Genomic DNA, 16,729 nt, shown 5'->3' with positions numbered 1-16,729 from the left:
ACGCCCGCGCACTCTCAGACCGCTGGAAACTGTAGCAGTATGCTTGTGCCGCCACCTGGTGAAGGCGTAATCGTCAGCCGTCCGTTAAGTCCGCTGGCCCGCTGCTGCATTATGGACAGCCCATAGTGTCCTTCCGGGCTGTGCAGGGGGGGGATCCCGCAGCCATTATCACTAATTTCAATCCGGTTATCGCCGCCTTTACCCATGCCACATCGCACAATAATCTCCGAAGCCTCAGCGTGGCGGATAGCATTCAGTAACGCTTCCCGAACGATTTGCAGCACGTGGATCTGCTTTTGCGGTTCCAGCTGACGGCTGGCGGGTTCCCCGGTGAGCGTAATGACCGCGCGCGTTTGCTTACGCAGCGGGTTAATCACCTGGTGAAGTGCAGTTAACAATTCACCTGGTTCTATCGAAAGGCGAAAGGTGGTGAGCAGCTCACGGAGCTGACGATTCGCTTCATTTAGCGCCAGATCCATTTCACCGACGACTGCCCTGGCGGGCGCGTTATCCTCGCTCACCACGCGTCTCAGACGGGCGATTTGAATGCGAAGCCAGGCGAGTGACTGCGCAAGCGAGTCGTGTAGCTCCCGGGCAATGGTGGCGCGCTCCTCCATCAACAGAAGATGCTGAACTTTTTGCTGGGCCTGAGCCAGCTGAAGCGAGCGCGACAGAAGGGGGGCTAACCCCTGCATCAGCCGTGATTTGCTCTTTTTTGCCTGCCAGCGCAGCTCGATTGCATGTCCTGTGGCAGGCGACAGAGGCTGGCTGTGCCACGGCATCGCCCGATCCGGCATGCCCGCGGTTATCTTACCAAGGGGCGGTGCGGTCAGAGAGATACAGCTAAGATCCTCATACTGGAGGATTTGCTGGAGCACCAGCGGCAGGCTGTGGGCGATATCAGGATGGCTTCCCAGGGTTTCGGAACAGCGATACAGCAGGGAGAGACGACGGTTAGCCTGCCGCAAATCACGGGTTTTCTCCCTCACCGTCTCCTCCAGCAGGTGGTAGTGTTTTTCCAGCTCACCGGACATGCGGGTAAACGTCCGCGCCAGGACCCCCAGCTCGTTCTGCAGCGCGGTATCCAGCGGCACGTGTCGGAAATGGGCGCGCTCGATCTGCTCGCTGGCCGTTACCAGCGTCTGGAGGGGTACCACCACCTGGCGGCGGACCGAACGCAGCGTCCAGAATACCAGCAGGGTAATGGTCACAAAGCCCAACAGGCTGGCCGCGGCGACCAGCTTCATTTTGAGTTCCGCCCAGCGCTGCAGCGCCAGCACAAAACGATCGATCTGGTCGACATAAAGGGCGACGTTTTGCCGGTAAGGCAGCGTATTCCCCGCCTGTAACGCAGGCTGAAGGGACTGCCAGCTATGCAGCAATTCATGATAGCGCTCACGGACGCTAAAGGGTACATAGCGCCTGTCAATCGCCCGCAGCGCCGGTGCCTCAAGGGTTTCCCGGTAGCGCAGAATATCTTCATTAATCCCGGGTTTTCCGGTCGAGGCGTTCAGCGCGATGCGGTAGCTTTGCATCCGTAGCGAACCCGCAATATTTACCGCCTCGGCATCATTCAGGCTGGCTGAAAGCGTAAGCAGGGCCAGACTGCCAGACAGAACCGAAAGCAATACGATGGCAAACAGTACGCGAGCCAGACTGCCCGTCACTGAGCGTTTTAACATAATTTATCCCCCTGAAGGCGAGTGAGTATATCGCGTTCAGTTGATCCCGCCACGCTGAAAACAGGGGCGGTAAAAGCCCCGGATGAAAGCCGGTCGTACGCGAGCGGTCTCACATTTTTTTGCGCTGGAGAGCAAAAATTACAAAAGCACACGATTTCCACTGCAGATTTTTTGCGTCATCTTTGTAGAACGGTTAGGATGCATCGCCGCAATTTTCCCACTTTCAACAGGCATATAATTACAGAAAGTGGGCTGGTGCCGGGGCGTTCGTGCTGCCGCGCAATCGTTTGGTCGGTCAGCGACAGATCGGATCGCCGGGTTGATTGCGCCTATCACTGTGGACAGGTTAATAGGACAGATAATGAAAGCTGATAAAAAAGCAGGGGCGGATAAACGCGCCGCCAGAAGACGTTGGTTAAACTCTCATGACTCCGGCTATCACAAAGCAATGGATAATCGTCACGTTCAGATGATTGCTATTGGTGGTGCGATCGGTACGGGTCTGTTTCTCGGGGCAGGCGCGCGTCTGCAAATTGCCGGCCCTGCGCTGGCGATTGTCTATTTAGTTTGTGGCATCTTCTCGTTTTTCATTCTGCGTGCGCTCGGCGAACTGGTGTTGCACCGCCCCTCCAGCGGCAACTTTGTCTCTTATGCGCGCGAGTTCCTTGGCGAAAAAGCTTCTTACGTCGCGGGTTGGATGTATTTCGTCAACTGGGCCATGACCGGTATTGTTGATATCACCGCAGTTGCACTCTATATGCACTACTGGGGGGCATTTGGTGACGTGCCGCAGTGGGTATTTGCCCTGGGCGCGCTGGCGATTGTCGGCACCATGAATATGATCGGCGTGAAGTGGTTTGCCGAAATGGAGTTCTGGTTTGCCCTGATTAAAGTCCTGGCTATTGCTATCTTCCTGATTGTCGGCGTGGTGTTCCTCGGCAGCGGTAAGCCGCTGGATGGCAATGCAACCGGCTTTCATTTGATCAGTGATAACGGCGGCTTCTTCCCTCATGGGCTGCTGCCTGCGCTGGTGCTGGTGCAGGGGGTGGTCTTTGCCTTCGCCTCTATTGAACTGGTCGGCACCGCAGCCGGGGAGTGCAAAGATCCGAAAACCATGCTGCCGAAAGCGATTAATAGCGTTATCTGGCGTATCGGTCTGTTCTACGTCGGATCGGTCGTCCTGCTGGTGCTGCTGCTGCCGTGGAACGCTTACCAGGCGGGTCAAAGCCCATTTGTGACCTTCTTCAGCAAGCTGGGTGTGCCCTACGTCGGAAGCATCATGAATATCGTGGTGCTGAGCGCCGCGCTTTCCAGCCTTAACTCTGGCCTTTATTCGACCGGACGCATTCTGCGATCGATGTCGATGGGCGGTTCAGCACCCAAGTTTATGTCGAAGATGAGCGGTCAGCAGGTTCCCTATATGGGCATTCTGGTCACTATCGGCGTCTATGTCGTTGGCGTCTGGCTGAACTACATCGTTCCGTCGCGGGTATTTGAAATTGTGCTGAATATTGCCTCGCTGGGCATTATCTCCTCATGGGCGTTTATCGTGGTCTGTCAGATGCGCCTGCGTAAAGCGATCAAAGAGGGCAAGGCTGAGGACGTTAGCTTTAAGCTTCCCTGGGCACCCTTTACCTCGTGGCTGACGCTGCTATTCCTGGCCAGCGTACTGGTGCTGATGGCATTTGACTACCCGAACGGGACCTGGACTATTGCGTCGATTCCGCTGATTGCGCTCCTGCTGATCCTGGGATGGTTTGGTGTTCGCAAACGGGTTCATGCCGTGGCCGCAACTGAGCACCAGCAGCCTAAGGCTGAGTAAACGGATCCACTGCTTTTACTGCATAAAAAGGCGGCTCTCTGGAGCCGCCTTTTTTTAAGCTCCCGGCCTGATAAGTAGCAGTGTGAGCAATCCAGTCCGGCCGCACCTTCAGAATTGAGATAGTTTTCCCTGCCTTGCAGACTTAAGATGGCAGACTCCCGGCAACGCAATGGAGTCCAGATGTCCGCCAAAATCGAAGTCATTAAGAACAAAGTCCTGTCAGAAAACTGGTTTGTACTGCGTAACTACACCTACGATCTCACCGCCAGCAATGGCTCAACGATTCGACATAAGCGCGAAGTCTACGATCGCGGAAATGGCGCAACCATCCTTCTCTATAACCGCGAAAAGAACAGCGTCATCCTCACCCGGCAGTTTCGTATTGCCACCTGGCTTAACGGGAATGAGAGCGGGATGCTGGTGGAAGCCTGTGCTGGCCTGCTGGATGACGATTCCCCGGAAGACTGTATTCGTAAAGAAGCGATCGAGGAAACGGGCTTCGCCGTCGGGGAGGTTCGAAAGCTCTATGATATGTATATGTCACCGGGCGGGGTCACCGAACTGCTGCATTTCTTCGCCGCCGAATATGATGACTCGCTGCGTGAAAACGCAGGCGGCGGCGTAGAGGATGAGGACATTGACGTCATGGAAGTCTCTTTCCCAGAGGCGTGGACGATGATTGGCGAAGGACGGATTAAAGATGGAAAAACAGTGATGCTGCTACAGCATGCCCTGATTGAAGGATGGCTGCGTCTCGCCTGATTCACCCGTGCTGACTGGTGTTAAGCGATCGGTCAGCACCTTTATAGACTTAAAAACCGAACAAGAATTTATACCTGCGGAAAATAAATATATTTTCTGTTGCTTAGTTATGTAATTTTAAAATGTATCGGCGTTTAATCAGGATTAAATAAAAGTGATATTTTACTGGGTAACGAGTTGATTGACATGCTTATTATGTAAGTTAAAAACTTAACGGCCTTAAACAACAAATAATAAAAATAACGCCTGTTTAATTTAGCTGAGAAAATGCTAGTTTTAAAGAGCTAACGGAATGCGAATTTTCTCTTTTAGTGGTTACAGGTGAATTTAGTGTGTAACAAGGAAGCCAGGTTGTTCAAATATTTACGGTTGAGGTTATATAAAGGTTGGTATTTGGAGTCATCGACTTTGGGTATTCATATTATTGTAGATGTGGGCTGTTTAAAACAATCCTTAGAGGTGTTTAATGAATAGAATTCATTTGAGGTCAGAGAGCGGCTTTTACCTGCATGCCAAAATCATTGAAAACAATGCCAAAGCTGACGGGACAGCAGAAAATATTGTTGAAGTGTACTGCATGGATGATGATTACTATCCTGCAAGAAGTATAGATATTTTAGTAAGAGTGAGTGGTAGTGCACTTTTGAAACGTAATGGCCAAATGGTTGACCACTATTATACCGATCCTTACGGCCTGGTGCGCTTTTCTGTGATTAACAAAGTGGCAGAACAGGTAAATGTGATTGCACAGGTATTCAGAGAAGAATCTACACAACAGGTTTTACCGATTGATTTCATTGCAAACAGCAATATCCTAAAAATAAGTCAGGTAGCCAATGCTAACCGGCTATTCAGATTAACCGGGGAGCCAACGACTGCCTGGCCGGGAGCAAGCTTTCGGATAGATACCACCGGCGGAAGTGGCAATGTAGAATGGAGCGTCGTCCAGTCGTCTGCTGAAGTCACCATCGAAAGTGACAGCAAAGGGAGTGGGATAGTGACGATACACAATCGACCCCGACAGATTTGTCTGATTGAAGGGACAGATCGCGTAACAAAAGAGAAAGTCGCCTACAACTTCCAGATTACTAATTTTGTCAATATGGATGCAACCCGGCGGACTATCTACCAGACAGAAAGTATATATGGCAGTAATATTCTGAGTCCTGGGGCATACAAAACGTTGTTTACCCAATGGGGCAGCTTAAGGGCATACGCTCCCTGGAATACGATTTCCCGGTCCAATTACTGGACGAATGATACCGGCGTGTTTTCTACTACATATTTCAATATCGCAAACGGCACGCAGGAATGGGAAATAAATGGAAATGTTTTGAATGTGGCCTATAGAGTAGGTTCTTATTGACGTCCTGCTTGTTAAGTGTCTTGGGTAATATAAAAAAAGTAATAAGGTAGAGAGTGCAATACTCTTTTATTTTAAACTAACCTGGCAGGATGTAAATTATGAAAGATGCCCAGATAGCGGAACTGACGTTACGTCTTGAAAAAGTGAAAAATAATGCCGTATCTGACGGCAAGGATATCAATACGGTTGGTCTTTATATAGAAACTAAAGATGCACCTGTGGCTAATATTCGTGTGGTATTTGAAGTTGATGGTGCAGCCATTTTTGTCAATAGTAGGGCTGGCGTCTATGCCACTAGCAGTAACCAGGATGGCTTTGTAGAAGTTAGTTTCACCAGTACCCAAATTGAAAATGTTGAATTGAGTTGCTTTATTGTTGAAGACAAACAAAACGTTGTCTTTACGGATTTTGATTTTATTAAAATACGAGATATATTTAAAATTGAGCGGGTGCAGAGCAGGAATCAAACGCTTTATTATGGTGAACCGACCATTATTTGGGAGGGTGCCAGTATCCTGCTGCACACAAGCGGTGGCTCAGGAGAGGTTGAATGGAGTGTTGGCGATGAGAAAAAAAATGATATTAGCCTTGTCAGTGATGATTATGGTTCCGCTGAGGCCACGGCTGTTTCTTACTTCACAGGAAGCTGTGAAATAATTGCTAAAGATAAAGTAACAGGGGAAACGTCAAATCATATATTTGATGTTCATAATTACCTCTACCCGACTAAAACTAAAACGGGCTTGCAGGAAGTTATTCAGGATAAAGATAAAAAACTACTCTCAAAATCAACGCTGAAATCTTTATACGAACAGTGGGGTGACCTTTCGACTTATAGTGAATGGCTACCGAATACACCCTACTGGACCAGTGAGTATAACTTAATAGGTAATAAGGTTACAGTGATGAATAGCTCAACCGGGATTTTCGTTGAGGAGTCTTTTATTAACTACGGTGAAATCATCGTGCAGGGCCTGGTTTACAGTAAAAGTGAAGATAATGAATAAATTGAAGTTAAATCAAGAGGAGAATTGTATGTCAGCAATTAATGAATTCCATGAAAATGATATTTCTAAACGACTGGAAGAGCGAAAAAGAAAGCTGCAGTTGTCCAGCGATAATAAAAATAAATCTGACGAACCAATATTACAAGCACCAACGATTGAAGGTATATTAGCGGACGGCACTATACCTGTTGAATTCTTTCAACAGTCGGTGGAGTTGCTGGTACCTGCCTGGGGCAGGGTGAGGGAAGGAGATATGGTTCATGTTTTCCTGAATGATAACAATACTTCATTTATCACTACCTATATTGTCGACGAGCCCGAGGAGGTAGATTTTCCTCTTAAACTACAATTACCACAGCGTTTCCTAACATTCGGTAAATATAAAATTCAGTATATGGTCGAAGCCGCATCGCAGTATTCTAGCATAAGTTTCCCTCTGAATGTGATAGTCGACCGTGATGCTCCCGCCCCCTCAGGACCGGTTAGCATCGCGGACGAGTATGATAATACGATCACCAGGGAAGACATGATTTCTAATGGAAATAAATTCCCACTACTTATTCCTTCATACAGGCTTATCGAAGCCGATGATATTGTTAAGTTAACATGGATTGGTGCAAACAGCACGGCTAAACGCTTACCAGAATATATTATAACCGAAGAGGATGTGGGTAAAGACTTTATTTCAATAGATGTTCAGGAGACGGTTATTGTAGATGGTGGGGAAGGGAATGCAATTATATACTACAACCTGACCGACAGGGCGGGAAATGTCAGCAGTCGATCGCCCGATCATTCTATATCTGTTATAATCAATCCTGCTGCTCAATTTCTGACACCCGCACGTGTACCACTGGCAGAACAGGGCCCCATTACTGATGCCTCAACACGTGCGCCAGTTACCGCACTTATACCAAAATACACGAATATTTTACCAGGCGACCTTATTACACTAAGGTGGCGGAAAGGGGCGATTACACCTTCACTCACCGTACCTGATCCAATACCGCTTAATGCTTACGTGCTTGAGTTTACGATCCCCAGGGAAAAAATATGGGAAACCAAGAGCGGAAAATGGGAATTAGATTATCAGGTAACACGCGGTAGGGTAGTCACTACGTCAGATCCTAACTTTATAGACGTCGATCTGAACATTCCAGGACCTGAGGATCCTGATAAAACAACGGACGTTAATGAAAATTTATCTGAAGTTACCGTCGTAGGTAATGGCGTTAAAGAAACGAACAAATTACGGCCCGGCGATCTTCGTAAGGGCGCCATCGTGACTGTTCCATACTATGAAAAACCCACAGTTGATGACACCATTCGTGTTTATTGGGGAGGTCGCTCATCGGGAGAATTTATAGATTATAAAGTAAAAGCAGATGACATCAATGATAATAAAACGGCATTTAATATTGAAGTTGATGCTGCCATTGTTGATAGCACACCAGAAAATGAGAGGTGGGAAGTAACTTATGATCTAATCAATGCCACCAATGATAATTTGGGTTTGACGACATATGTTGATGCTCATTTAGCCGGCCCTGGTGGCCCGGAAGGTCTTGTAATGCCAGAGTTACTGGGACGAAATGGGGCTGGATGGCTTATTGAAGGCGCTGGGGTTAATCCATCAACATCAGTCTTAATCAAAGCTTATGAAAATATGTCAGTAGGGGATATCGTTACCTTACACTGGATTGGAAATTCCAAAACGAACGGTAAAGGCGAGGATATCGCCAGTACTAAGTTTTCAACATCTGTGACTATCGTTAATGGAACTGTAAATAAATCCCTGCAAATGGTTATTCCTTATGCGCCTTATATTATGGATATCATTTATGGGTCTGCAAAGTGTTATTACTCTGTAGAACAGTTAGGGTATGTATTTGATTCTAACATCGCCTCTGTGAAGTTGGATCTCGAAGGTCCTGCTGGGTCTTAATATCTGATTGATAGCATTAAAAAACCAACCTTTTATCCTGGAAAAAGAGAATAGTTATGAGTAACAATGAATTTAATGGGAATCTTTCCGCTAATAAATTGAGTGATCTAATAATTCCTCTTGCTCATCCAGTTGTTGGTGGGATAGGGGTTGGTTTTACTACATCAATAGATGGCCTGCTACTAATTTGTGAGGCTTACTCTGTTATGAGAAAAGGGGACCTCATTGATGTCTATATTTATCAGTTAGAGGATGATTCAGCTTTATATCCGGTTAAAAGTTATATCTTATCTGAAGAGGAGGTGAATGATTCAATTCACATTATCGTACCGCCAGAGAATATCAGGGCTGGATGGTATAAAATATACTACACGGTAACACATACTGACAGCGGGGTAAGCGACAGTTCTAATGTTTCCACACTATGGATTAAAATGGATATCCCCGGTGGGATCGATCCTAACCCTCAAACTCAAAATGTAAATGAAAATTTTTCACCACCCGGCATTCCGCCATCAATTATTTATAATGGTGTCGGGGCTGATGAGGCTAAAAAAGGGATACCGATTATTATTGACCCCTATATTAATATGCGCATCAGAGATAAAATAAACCTCAGCTGGGGAGGGAAAATAATTAGTCATATTGTGTCTGAATATGATCTGGGTAAACCTATAACGATAACTATTTCTGAAAATACCATCAATGAAGCAGGTGACAGTGATAACTTATTGGTCACTTATGAGGTAAGGGATGAGGTGAACAACTACTCAAAGTGGTCACCTTCCAAAGCTATCTCTGTCAGTGCTGGTGGCTATTATCTTAAAGCGCCGATTGTTAAGGATTCGGTAAACTATATTATAAATATCGACAGCCTCGGGCAACGTGATGCTATCATCCAGGTTGCGATTGATACGGCTAGCTTTAACATTAATGATTCAGTTCAGCTCGTTGTCATTGGGCGAACTGCTTCGGGTAGCACGATCCGATATGAGGATTACCTTACTATAAGTCGATTTCCTTCTATTCTTGAATTCGCTGTTCCATACACGCAGTTACTGGCCCTGGTCCAGGGTGAGTTTATTGTCTCTTACACATTGATAAGCGCCTCTGACAGCAGCAAAATAACCTCTAGAAAAGTGACTATTTCAGTTTCGGGTGCGCAGAGTTCTCTTCTACCCAAACCGGAGGTTGCGGAAGCGGTATCGGGCACGCTTGACGGTTATCTCAGTGCCGTCACGGTCACTATTCCTCTTTTTACCGCAATGGTACCTGGCGCGGAAATTATCCTTAACTGGTCTGGGGTAACCAATAACGGGGATAACTTTAATCGTTTCTTATCTGAAAAGATAACGTCAGTATTATCTCCTGTTTCATTTATTATTGATGAAGCAGCGATTAAAATCCTGGCAGGAGGGGTTGTTACCCTCTATTATCAGTATAACACGAGCATTAGCAGTATCCTGACTTCTGAAAAATTGCAGCTAAAAGTTATTAAACGTTTAGCTGCACCTTTGGTTCCCGACATTAGTGGCGATCTGATCGATCCCGACACGATTAAAACTGCACTTACCGTAAGGATCCTCCCATGGAATGGGATGATGTTGAATGACCGCATTGACCTTAAATGGGCGTCAGCCGTTCCTGAAGGTAACTTTTCTGATTGGTTACGTGTATCATCTTCGATTCTCAATAAACCTGTTAATTTTCGCGTTCCAAAAAAATATATCGACGTAAATATCAATAACAGCGTTAGAGTTAGCTACCAGGTCACCGATGAGAACGGTATCAGCCTGGCATCAGAAATGCTGTCACTGCGCGTCAGGTCATGGGTCAATGAAGCACTCCCTGCCCCAACTGTTGAAAAAGTTTCTGATGGTATTCTCCTGCTGGAGAACACAACGGCAGGTGTTTTGGCTAACATACCCGCTTATAATAAAATGCAGGCAGGTGATACGGTCTACCTCTACCTGGAAGGCGTGGCAAACTGGCATGACTTTATAACTATCACTGCGGGAACATTAAATGAAGAGATCTCTTTTGAATTATCCTATGCTGTTCTTTTGCTCAATAATAACAGTGATATCTCTTTACACTACGAAATAGATAGATTTGACGGCACCAAAGCATCCTCTGTTGATCTTAAAATTACCGTGATGTCTACTGCTCGAATGCTTCCCGCGCCTAAAGTTGACGAGAATGTAAATGGCGTTATCATTCCCGAAAACATTTTGCGTTTTGCCACATTCCGCGTATCTCCTTATAGCAATATGGCTGCTGGGGACACGTTAACAGCCTACCTTAATGGCGTGGAATCCTGGGAAAACTATCTGCCGGTGTCAGGTAGTGCAGTATCCAGGGATGTTGTCTTCAATATTCCTAAGAAATATTTTGAATCTTCTCTAAATAATGTGGTTTATCTAAGCTATCAGGTATATCACATTTCTGGTCAGATAGCCTCGTCAGAAAAACTGACTTTACAGGTTAGAGCTGCCGGTATCAGTTTACCTGAGCCAGTGGTGGAATATGTTATTGAGGGCATGCTGGATTTCACTCTGATTACTGCCAGTGGCGTTGAGGTGAGCATTCCTGCGTGGGATGGCATGGCATCCGGTGATGGCATAAAACTTTTCTGGGGAAACAATTTTAGCCTTTATACGGCCATTAGCACCAACATGTTGGGCAACCCTGTGACTTTCCTGGTGCCTTACAATGAAGTTAAAGTTCACAATGGTAAAACGATTAGTGTGAGTTATCGGGTTGACTCATTTGATGGGAAAGAGAACCTTTCGAAAGTATTAACCCTCGCTATTATCAGTTCCGCGTTGCCTGCGCCTTATGTAAAAGAGGCACAGGAAGATATTATTAATACAGCGAGCGTTAAATCTGGCGCAACTATCGTCATTCCTCTCTCTGCACGTTTACAACAGGGCGACATCGTTAACGTAATTTGGTCGGGCCCGGCAGAGAACAATGGCTGGAATCAACTAATCACGATTACCGGCGGCGATACGATGGCCGCTTTACAGCTCGTCGTCCCTTACGACGTCGTGCTCTCTTCCGAGGGCAACACCGTACGTATCAACTATATTCTGACACGAGCAGGTGAAAGCATAACGTCGCCATCAAAGCGTTATACTATTACCAGTGAGCTGGCAGACAGCAAAATCCTTGTTTTCGGTGCACGCGCTCCCAGCCACTGTTATCACTATTCAGGAAAATCACAGTATTTGATTGGGTATGATAAAAGTACCGGCAAAAAGACCATACTGAATTGGCGTTATGAAGGTGAGACGGAAACTACAACGGCAGAATGGTTCAGGGATACTCTGCCCTGGCTGAAGTTAAACGTCTCGTCAGCCACAGATGAAACTGAACTTTCACCGGTGAATATATTAGGTAATGGGGACGACGTGACTAATAGCGGTAAAGCTGCAATGATCGCGATTCTTGATTCTGGCATTGTAGTGGGGTGGGGCGAAACTGCGGTTGGAGGGGATCTGCCTTCAGGTTTATCCACAAACAATGATTATATAGAGTTTTCTACTTCTGGCGTTGCTTTCGCTGCACGTCGTGCTGACAACAGCGTGATAGCCTGGGGAGATGCTGAAGGCGGGGGCACCGTTCCCTCTGCCATTGCTAAACTTAAAAATATTGTCTCTCTGAGTGGCTCTGCGCAGGCATTTTGTGCACTATTGGCCAACGGTAAAGTGGTTGCCTGGGGGGATCGCAGAAACGGGGGTAATGTGCCATCCACTATCAGTGCTTATAATAATATCCTTAAAGTCGTAGGCTCGGGCGGCGCCTTTGCTGCACTCCGTGCTGATAAGCGAATCTGTGCGTGGGGGAATTCCAGTTATGGTGGCCTCCTTCCTACCGCTGTGACTAATCACCGTAATGCCCGGGACATTGCTTCAACCCTGTCAGCGTTTGTCGCACTTAATTATGATAATAGTCTGTTATGTTGGGGTAATAGTGAATTTGGTGGGGTATTACCGACTGCTTTAATTCAGATGAAAGATTTTAGCGATATCATGGCGTCCAATAATGGGGCATTTGTGGTCAGGCGGACGAATGGTTTACTGGTAGGATGGGGAGCAGACACGCATGGAGGTCAACTGCCCGTAAGTCTTTCTGCCATTAATAGTGTTATTAATGTTTTATCAACGTGGAGTGCCTTTGCTGCTCTGATGAGTAACGGGAGTATAGTGGCCTGGGGTGATGAAGCTGCCGGAGGAGTATTGCCGCGCGAGATTGCTTCCCTGGAGGATGTTGTACAAATTTCGGCCACGGCCACCGCCTTTGCAGCGCTTCGGGCCAATGGCACGGTAGTGGCCTGGGGCGACCCCCTTTCTGGCGGAAACACCCAACCCGTTAGCACTCAGCTGAACAGGTGCCGGGCAATCTATAGCAGTAGCGGGGCTTTCTCCGCGATTACTGAAGATCAACGGATTGTTTCATGGGGAAGCATTGATGCGGGGGGAGAGAATGTAGAGGTTGCCGAACGGCTAAATGGTTTCATTTCCTACTCCCGCTGAAACAAAGGTAATAGGGCTAAAAGTGGGATGTCATTGTTAGGGCATCCCACCCCCTTATATTGACCCATTAAGCGGTGTTATATCTGCGCGCCCGGGCAGAGGCATTTTACCAGTTTATACGAACGCCAATATGTGTCGCCCACGGTGATTCGACTTTGTTACCTTTGCTGTAACTGGCATCAGTGTAGATATATGCCTTGTCTGAGACCTGTGCATTCAGGCCAACTTCATACATTCCATTCCCGCCAGACATATCATTTTTAAAAGCAATATCATTGACCGATACATCATTAGCTTTTGCAAACTCATGCTGATAAGAGACGCGCACATAGGGGGATAATGACATTCCGTTGTCTAACGTCAGGTTTTTGCCAAGGGCCATGTTCAGGGCAGCCTGTTGAGATCTGGCGCTGTCATTACTGACTTTCAGGCCATTATCGAGCTTGAATTCCCTGCCTGACATCCATAAAGATGAAAGCTGTAAGGAGGGTTCAACAAACCAGCCCTGAGACAGAAGAATATTTTTTCCAAACTCACTTGAAAACCCTATACCGTAATTATTGTAATTACCTTTTGATACTACGCCATTGCTCATTGTGGCTTCGACATTATTATGAAATTTATTGCCTTTCAGCATCAAATCCACAAACCAACCTGAGTCTGCCATCCATGTGGTGTAGCCACCGATAAAATAGCTGTCAATATTGCTGTTGCCATAATGAGCATTAATATCATTATCGCTGTAGCCGGTAAACAGACCTGTCAGGAGTTTGCCCTCTCTCACATCGAAAGCTTTATCTCCCCCTATTGCCAGGCCAGACTGTTTTTGTTGGTAGCTGATTCCGCCACCGGGACTCACGTGGGTCTCCTGTCCCATGTATTGAGCCCACAGGCCTCCATCATGTTTTGCTGTTGTCCGCAGGTCGCCCAGTCGTCCCCGGACGGTATTAAGTTCACCTGTCCATACGGCAGGCGTTGCGTTAACCACACTCAACACTGTTTCAGTTGAGGGCGTCAATTCTTCTGTTTTTAACAGATCCCAGTCATTACCCTGATGCTGAAGTCTGTATTCATAGACACCGGCATCAACCCGGCCATTTTGCAGACTGAAATCTCCTCCTCCATCTGCTGTTCTCACCACCGTCAGCGGCAGCGAATGGTCAGGCTCGTCTCCCGTATTCGTTATCGACAGAAGATGGGACCCATTCGTCTGGCCATTGATAATCAGCTGGTCCCCCTTGTTGGCCGCAATATCTGTACGAAGTAAAAAAAGCCCCTCCCCGGCGAGGTTATTTACCGTCAGAGTGCGGTAATTATTACCCTGGCTGTTGAGGTTAACGCTACCCGAATTTAGCGCTAAGCTACGAATGTTTGCTGACTGAATCAGCGACCACCTGGCATTATCCCTGACCGAGATACTGTCATAGTTTTCCAGATTTCCCAGCAGCGATGTTTTGCCACTCAGACTGACTGAAGACCCGGCTGTACCATCTGCAGTCACATTACCCGTAAGCTGGCTGTCCTGTAACGCCAGGGTATGGATAGCATTGAGGTTACCGTCAATGACGGATCCGCTGGCCAGGGATACGGTTGTGGGATGGGTTTCGCTGCCAGTGATATCACCTGTTATTCGGCTGTTATCAAGCGTGACGGCGGCTGGCAGAGTGAGGTTGCCATCAATAGCAGATTTATTGGCTAATGACACCGTAGTAGCGTTGTCCTCGCTGCCAGTGATATCGCCTGTTATACGGCTGTTATCAAGCGTGACGGCGGCTGGCAGAGTGAGGTTGCCATCAATAGCAGATTTATTGGCTAATGACACCGTAGTAGCGTTGTCCTCGCTGCCAGTGATATCGCCTGTTATACGGCTGGCATTAAGGCTCAGAGATGAAATCTGGCTTAGGTTTCCCTTAATCAGGGAGTCGTCAGAAAGTTCAGCCGCAGTAAAACCGGGTGAATCTGCAAATACCCGCCCGATGATAGTACTGTGAGCCAGCGTGAGTGTATTAATGTTTCTGACATCACCGTTAATTATGCTGTTATCGCGCAGGGCGACGTCGGCAGGGCGCGTGTCTTCTGGATTGATGTTACCCGTTATGCTGCTGTTACTGGCTTCGAGTTTGTTTACGCCATTTATATCGCCCTGAATTTTCGCATTATTTTTTAACTGTACCAGACCCACCGAATCCTGTTTGAAAGCGATATTACCCTCAAGTTCGCTTTTATCGGCAACCAGCGTATTAAGATTTTCGATATTGCCATGTAAAGCCGCATTATTACTCAGTACTGCATTGAGGTTCGAAGTCTGGTCGGCGATGAGGTTACCGTTAAGGTCACTGTCATCAATGGAAAGATTAAGCGTATTTCCATTAATCACTTCTACAAGTGTGCCATTACCTGCTGTTAAGACGCTGCCAGCATTGATTTGTACCCCTATCACACCTGTACTGTAACCGCTCCGTGCTCCAGCAAGAATAGCACTGCCGTTATTGCTGATGATATGCGTATTATTGAGTATCGCCACCGGCTGAGATTCATCTTCATCCAGCAAAAGCATCAATCCTAGCTTATCACCGGTTATCGTACTGTTTGATGCCTGCACCGTTCCATCGAAAACGGTGCCGCCGATCCCACCGCCAAACTGGTTGGTTAAACCATCGTCCTTACCGGTGACAACCGAGTCATTTAAGACCAGGAAGCTGTTCAATGTGCTGGTGGAAAAACCCCGACCGTTAGCATTAAGCACTGATGAGGTGACGGTAGCTTTGGAGTTGAAACCGACGCCAATGGCAATACCACGCTGTGCCAGGCCGTTATTGATTATGGAGTTGTTAATGGTTGCCTGGCTGTTACTCTGTAACGATATAGCCTGAGTGAGTAGTGTTGCACCGGGCATGTTATAGGTATCACCACCTTCCATGTTGAGGATTCCCGTCCACAGCATTATCCCCTGCGTTTTCCCGCCCTGGAGGACATTGAGGGTAGAGTCCCGTACATCCCATGCCACTCTACTGCTGTATTCACTAACCGTTCCCGTCTGACCATCTGTAAGTAAAACAGCATGCGCGGGTAATATCGTAAGACTGCTAATAATATTAAAGGTTAATATTATAATTATGTCTTTTCGATACCTGTCAGTTTTAAGGGTTTTTCTTTTGAAATTTGATATTTGCACGGGCATTATCCTTAGCTATATATTGGTACTGTCAGTGGCAAGTATTCAGCTCAGGGATGAGGCGAGAGGCTGACAATGTACATATCCTTTTCATATGCGGACAAATGAAATAAAGTGGTAATATTTTTGGATGTTATAGGTAAATACTGGCTAATAATCTTTAAAAGTCATCAGCTGTAGTACATTGGCGCCGGGAGAACTATCTCATTGTGGAATGATTGGCAGTCATTTAGGATCAATTGTGTGGTGCCTTAACTCTGGTTATATATGGTATTGTGGAAGCGGTAGAAAAGTATTCTCCACGTATTTTTATTTTTTATTCTATTTATTTTATTATTTCGAGTAAAGCTAATTTGAGTTTATTTGTCAAACAGGGGCAGTATCTTAACTGTGAGTTTATGTTTAACTTATTGATAATTTGTTATTTTTAAT

Annotated in this window: 8 protein-coding genes; 6 read left to right on the top strand and 2 right to left on the bottom strand. The window is 46.7% G+C overall.

Annotated elements, in window-relative coordinates; translation table 11 throughout:
• Positions 1 to 14: 14 nt before the first annotated feature.
• Positions 15 to 1,682, bottom strand: coding sequence for a nitrate/nitrite two-component system sensor histidine kinase NarQ (narQ, locus tag AAGR22_RS16135; RefSeq protein WP_345828519.1), 1,668 nt, complete (start codon positions 1,680 to 1,682; stop codon positions 15 to 17).
• A gap of 361 nt (positions 1,683 to 2,043) precedes the next feature.
• Here narQ and ansP point away from each other — a divergent pair, with 361 nt between their 5' ends.
• The 6 genes from ansP to AAGR22_RS16105 all read left to right on the top strand — a co-directional run bounded on the left by ansP (position 2,044) and on the right by AAGR22_RS16105 (position 13,122).
• Positions 2,044 to 3,504 carry an L-asparagine permease gene (gene ansP / locus AAGR22_RS16130; RefSeq protein WP_067708140.1) on the top strand — a complete coding sequence of 487 codons (1,461 nt, stop codon included), beginning with the start codon at positions 2,044 to 2,046 and terminating at the stop codon, positions 3,502 to 3,504.
• Between the two features lie 180 nt (positions 3,505 to 3,684).
• The gene (nudK, locus tag AAGR22_RS16125; RefSeq protein ID WP_067708143.1) at positions 3,685 to 4,266 is read left to right on the top strand and encodes a GDP-mannose pyrophosphatase NudK; all 582 of its coding nucleotides are present in this window, start codon (positions 3,685 to 3,687) and stop codon (positions 4,264 to 4,266) included.
• Positions 4,267 to 4,732: 466 nt separating this feature from the next.
• A complete protein-coding gene (locus tag AAGR22_RS16120; RefSeq protein ID WP_345828517.1) occupies positions 4,733 to 5,632 on the top strand; it encodes a hypothetical protein in 900 nt (299 codons plus the stop codon).
• A gap of 98 nt (positions 5,633 to 5,730) precedes the next feature.
• Entirely contained in the window at positions 5,731 to 6,639 is a 909-nt protein-coding gene (locus AAGR22_RS16115; protein WP_345828516.1) for an Ig-like domain-containing protein, read from the top strand.
• 28 nt (positions 6,640 to 6,667) lie between these two features.
• The gene (locus AAGR22_RS16110) at positions 6,668 to 8,584 is read left to right on the top strand and encodes a hypothetical protein (protein ID WP_345828514.1); all 1,917 of its coding nucleotides are present in this window, start codon (positions 6,668 to 6,670) and stop codon (positions 8,582 to 8,584) included.
• Between the two features lie 56 nt (positions 8,585 to 8,640).
• Complete coding sequence (locus tag AAGR22_RS16105; protein WP_345828512.1) at positions 8,641 to 13,122, top strand: hypothetical protein; 4,482 nt, start codon at positions 8,641 to 8,643, stop codon at positions 13,120 to 13,122.
• A gap of 106 nt (positions 13,123 to 13,228) precedes the next feature.
• On the opposite strand, the gene AAGR22_RS16100 is transcribed toward AAGR22_RS16105, so the two are convergent.
• On the bottom strand, positions 13,229 to 16,297 hold the full coding sequence (locus tag AAGR22_RS16100) for an autotransporter outer membrane beta-barrel domain-containing protein (protein WP_345828511.1): 3,069 nt from the start codon (positions 16,295 to 16,297) through the stop codon (positions 13,229 to 13,231).
• Between the last annotated feature and the right edge of the window lie 432 nt (positions 16,298 to 16,729).

It is taken from the genome of Erwinia sp. HDF1-3R (assembly GCF_039621855.1).
Lineage (GTDB): Bacteria > Pseudomonadota > Gammaproteobacteria > Enterobacterales > Enterobacteriaceae > Erwinia.
The sequence above is the reverse complement of the archived record's forward strand: the minus strand, read 5'-3'. Positions and strand labels throughout refer to the sequence as shown.

Coding starts and splice junctions, on each gene's coding strand:
- narQ (WP_345828519.1), bottom strand. CDS start 1,682: ATGTTAAAACGCTCAGTGACGGGCAGTCTGGCTCGCGTACTGTTTGCC.
- AAGR22_RS16120 (WP_345828517.1), top strand. CDS start 4,733: ATGAATAGAATTCATTTGAGGTCAGAGAGCGGCTTTTACCTGCATGCC.
- AAGR22_RS16105 (WP_345828512.1), top strand. CDS start 8,641: ATGAGTAACAATGAATTTAATGGGAATCTTTCCGCTAATAAATTGAGT.
- AAGR22_RS16115 (WP_345828516.1), top strand. CDS start 5,731: ATGAAAGATGCCCAGATAGCGGAACTGACGTTACGTCTTGAAAAAGTG.
- ansP (WP_067708140.1), top strand. CDS start 2,044: ATGAAAGCTGATAAAAAAGCAGGGGCGGATAAACGCGCCGCCAGAAGA.
- nudK (WP_067708143.1), top strand. CDS start 3,685: ATGTCCGCCAAAATCGAAGTCATTAAGAACAAAGTCCTGTCAGAAAAC.
- AAGR22_RS16110 (WP_345828514.1), top strand. CDS start 6,668: ATGTCAGCAATTAATGAATTCCATGAAAATGATATTTCTAAACGACTG.